A 4,102-nucleotide genomic window follows, 5' to 3' on the forward strand; every position below is an offset into this window, starting at 1 on the left:
GCGCGTGCCGCCTCGACGGCCGCGTTCAGCGCCAGGATGTTGGTCTGAAACGCAATCATGTCGATCACCGACACGATCTCCGACATGCGCTTGGAACTCGCGCCGATCGAACTCATGGTGTCGACGAAGCCCTGCACCATCCGGCCGCCCGCGGCGGCGCTGGCGCTTGCTTCATCGGCAAGTCCGCGCGTGCGGACCGAAGCCTGCGCCGTGCCGTCCAGCGTCTCCGACAGCCGCTGCACGTTGCTCGATGCTTCCTGCACCCGCGCGGCGGCCTGCTCGCTGCGCACGCTCAGGTCCTGGTTGCCGGAGGCGATCTCGTCGGCGGCGCCGTGGATTTCGCCCGACGCGACCTGCATCTGCGTCACCAGCCCGCGCAGCCGGTCGCGCATCGACCGGATCGCATCGAGCATCCGGCCGAGGTCGTCGTTGGTGTGCCACGAGGACTCGGCGGTCAGGTCGCCCTGCGCGATGCGCTCGGTCAGCGTCTCCGCCTCATGGATGGGACGCCAGACGCCGAGCAGCGTGCGCCACAGCACCAGGCCCATCGCGATCAGTCCGCCGATCACGACGATCGTCGTCAGCAGGAAACGATGCGCGACGGCGGACTCGCTGTCGTCGAGCCGCTGAGCGAGCGTGTCCATCACGCGCGCCGAGAGCTCCGACTGCAGCACCGCGCCCTTCTTCAGCGTGGCGACCAGTTGATCGAGCGGGTAGTTCACGTCCTTCGCCGAGGCATCGAGCGCCTCCAGCACGACCTGGCGCTGCTGGGCGACGCGCTGCAGCGTTTCCGCGTAGTCCGCGGCATGCGCCTCGTCCGCGACGGCGGCCTGGCGCAGCGCGGCGTTGAGCTGACGCAGGTCCGCGCGATACCGTCCCGCGGCGTTGCCCACGGCGGCGACGTCGTCCACCGCGGCCGCGGCGCCGATCGCGCCGAGCTCGGCGAGCGTGTCGGTCAGCTGCGGCGCGACCTGCAGGCCGGCGACGACGTTGAAGTAGGTCGCGCCGTCCTGCTGCATCAGCAGCCCGGAGCGCGCGTTCAACTGCGCGACGGCATCGAAGATCGCGTCGAACAGCGCGCGGTACTGCGGCGTCTGGACCTGGAGCATCTGGCTCACGCCCTTCGCGTGGAGCGCCTTGAACTGCTCGCGGGCCTTGCCCGCCTCCTCGGACAGGGCGTCGCCATGGCGCACGTTGCCGAGCTCGGCGAGCACGGCCTCGAAGTCCTTGTCGATCTTCGCGGCGGCCGCGTCGCGGGCGGCGGCCTGCTCGGGATGGCTGGACGCGGTGGCCGAGGCGAGCCGGTGCTCGGACAGATCGGCGATCACGCGCTGCCACGCCTGGTTGGCGGGCAGCGCGGCGCGCTGCGCCTTGACGGTGCGCAGGGCATCGAGGAGGTTGAAACCCAGCTGCGCGGTCGGCAGCAGGCAGACGGCGCCGCACAGGAGTGCGACGACGGCGAGACGGTGTTTGAGAGACATCGGGCGGGACCTTGGGAGGCCGGTGCTGGGGAGGCGCCGCGAGTCTTGCAACGCTTCGTTACAGCGACGGGACAACCCGGGGGTGATCCCTCCGGAAGGTCGGGAAGCGGGGGTTTTTAACGCTCGCGCGACGGAGTCGGGCGCTGATCGCCCGATGACGGAACGCCCCTCACGGCCACGTCGACCGGATCACCGCCTGCCGCCGCGCGCCGGCGGCCTCGGCGCGCACCAGCGTCCAGCGCTGCACGCCCTCGCCCTCGTTGAGCAGCTCGAGATAGGCGAGCAGCGCCTTGTAGTCGTCGAACTCCAGCGTCACGTCGGCGCCGCCGCGCGGGGCATTGAGCTCGATGCCGCTGACGCGCACGCCGTCGACCGCCACGGTTTCCAGTGACCGCAAGACCGCCTGCATCGGGAAGGCCGCCGTGCGTACCACCGTCAGCGCGTCGCGCGCATAGGTCGGGGGCACCGCATCGGCCGTCGCCTTGTCCGCGCGCATGCGCAGCGTGTCCCGCAGGCGGGCGATCTCGGCAGCATCGGCGTCGGTCCGTGCCACGCGTGTGGCCCTCTCCTCCCACGCCTGCCAAGCACCAAAGCCAAGGCCCAAGGTCGCGACAGCGCAGATCGCGCCCCAGATCGCCAACGCCACGATCGGCCGGCGCGCGGGCGCGAAGTCCACCTTCAGAGCCCTCATGCCGCGATCTCCTTGCGGAAAGGCAAGGCCTCTCCGGCCTGCTGGCCCGGCAGCGCGCCGGTGTCGAATTCGATCAGCTCGATCCTGGCCGCCGGGACGTCGTGCGTCACCAGCGCCCGATTGAGCACCACCGATGCGGACTCGCCGTCCAGCGGGTAGGTCTGGGCCACGCGATAGGTATCGCCCTCGGCAATCAGCAGCACCAGTTCTTCGCTGTCCGCAATGGCCAGAACGGTCGCCATCGCGGACGTCGCTGCACCAGCCGCCAGCGTTGAACCCGCCGCCTCGATCGCCAGCGCCCACCAGGGGCGCACGCTCTCCAGCGAGCGGCCGCCGAGCGCGATGAGCGCGTCCCGCCACGCCGCATCGATGGCGACGGCCATCCGAGGCGACGACTGCCCGCCGTCCAGCCAAACGGGGCTGTCGGCGGGAAGTCCCGCGCGGTCCTCGACCATGGACCTCGCAATCGCGATCCAATCGGCCTCGCCCGCGACACCGGCCACCTCCGGCAGCAGGAACGGGGTGCTGACCGCACCGCTCACCGTCACGCGCAGCGACGTGCCCCGCGGCAACTCCCGGATCCCAGCGGCCAATGCCGCCAACGCGGCGTCCCGCCCCTCGACGTCCGCCGCGACCAGCAGCACGCCGCCCAGCGACAGCCTCACCGCGCGCTCGCCCGCATAGGCGACCGCCGTCCGCGCCGACGCGCGCTTACCAGCCCACCACACGCTTGATCTCCTCCGCGCTCGATTCGCGCCGGCTCACCATGTCCGCACCGAGCTGCGACAGCGTCCTCACGCCCTTGCGATAGACGTTCTCCCGCAGCGCCGACACCGGCGCGCCGGTCGTGACCAGGTCGCGGAAGCCGTCGTCGATCGTGTGCACCTCGGCGATCACGCGACGGCCCTTGTAGCCGGTGCCACCGCAGCGCTCGCAGCCCACGGGCAGCGGCATCGTCTCCGGCCGCGCCAGCCCCATGTCGACGAACCACTGCTGCTCGCGCGGCTGCGCCGGCCGGTCGCTCACGCAGTGTGGGCAGAGGCAGCGCACCAGCCGTTGCACGATCACGCCGTTGAGCGCCGCCATGAAACCGAACATGTCCAGGTCGAAGTGCTTGAAGCGGCCGGTCACGTCGAACACACTGTTCGCATGCACCGTCGTCAGCACCTGGTGTCCGGTCAGCGCCGATTGCACCGCGATCTCCGCCGTCTCCGCGTCGCGGATCTCGCCGACCAGGATGCGGTCCGGGTCGTGCCGCAGGATGGACCGCAGGCCCTTGGCGAAGGTCAGCCCCTTGCGCTCGTTGACCGGCACCTGCAGCACGCCGGCCAACTCGTACTCGACCGGATCCTCGATCGTGATGATCTTCTCGATGCCGTTGTTGACCTCCGACAGCGCTGCGTACACCGTCGTCGTCTTGCCGCTGCCGGTCGGGCCGGTCACCAGCAGCATGCCATGCGGCAGACCGGCGAGCTCGCGGATGCTGGCGGCGCCCGCCGCGTCGAAGCCGAGCAGGTCCAGCGACACCTGGTCCGCCGGATCGCGCAGCTGCGCCTTGTCCAGCAGCCGCAGCACCGCGTCCTCGCCGAAGACGCTCGGAATGATGGACACGCGCAGGTCCAGCTCGCCACCGCCCAGCGCGATGCGGAAACGACCGTCCTGCGGCAGCCGCCGTTCGGTGATGTCGAGCTGTGCGAGCACCTTGATCCGGGAGATCGCCTCCTCCGCGCCGCGCGTGCCTGCCAGCCGGCCATGCGGCATCAGCACGCCGTCGCGGCGCAGGCGCACGCTCACGCCCTGCCGGTCGCATTCGAAGTGGATGTCGCTCGCGCCGACCTCGTACGCGCGGCGCAAGGCCTGGTCGACGAAGGCCACCACGGGTCCGTCCGCCGCGCTCGTCGTGTCGGAGATGGCACCCTGGCCCGGCGTC

4 protein-coding genes are annotated in these 4,102 nt (G+C 71.0%); all 4 read right to left on the minus strand.

Going from position 1 to position 4,102, the window contains the following annotated elements:
* Positions 1 to 1,481 (minus strand): methyl-accepting chemotaxis protein (locus tag VF536_RS05620; RefSeq protein ID WP_331613825.1); only part of this gene is annotated, 1,481 nt, incomplete at its 3' end.
* A 169-nt stretch (positions 1,482 to 1,650) separates the two neighbouring features.
* A complete protein-coding gene (locus tag VF536_RS05625; protein ID WP_331613826.1) occupies positions 1,651 to 2,172 on the minus strand; it encodes a hypothetical protein in 522 nt (173 codons plus the stop codon).
* Positions 2,169 to 2,900, minus strand: coding sequence for a hypothetical protein (locus tag VF536_RS05630; RefSeq protein WP_331613827.1), 732 nt, complete (start codon positions 2,898 to 2,900; stop codon positions 2,169 to 2,171). Before VF536_RS05630 ends, VF536_RS05625 begins: the two co-directional genes overlap by 4 nt.
* Positions 2,884 to 4,102 (minus strand): GspE/PulE family protein (locus VF536_RS05635; RefSeq protein ID WP_331613828.1); only part of this gene is annotated, 1,219 nt, incomplete at its 5' end. The genes VF536_RS05635 and VF536_RS05630, both read right to left, overlap by 17 nt.

Source organism: Roseateles sp. (genome assembly GCF_036486225.1).
Classification (GTDB): Bacteria; Pseudomonadota; Gammaproteobacteria; order Burkholderiales; family Burkholderiaceae_C; genus Roseateles.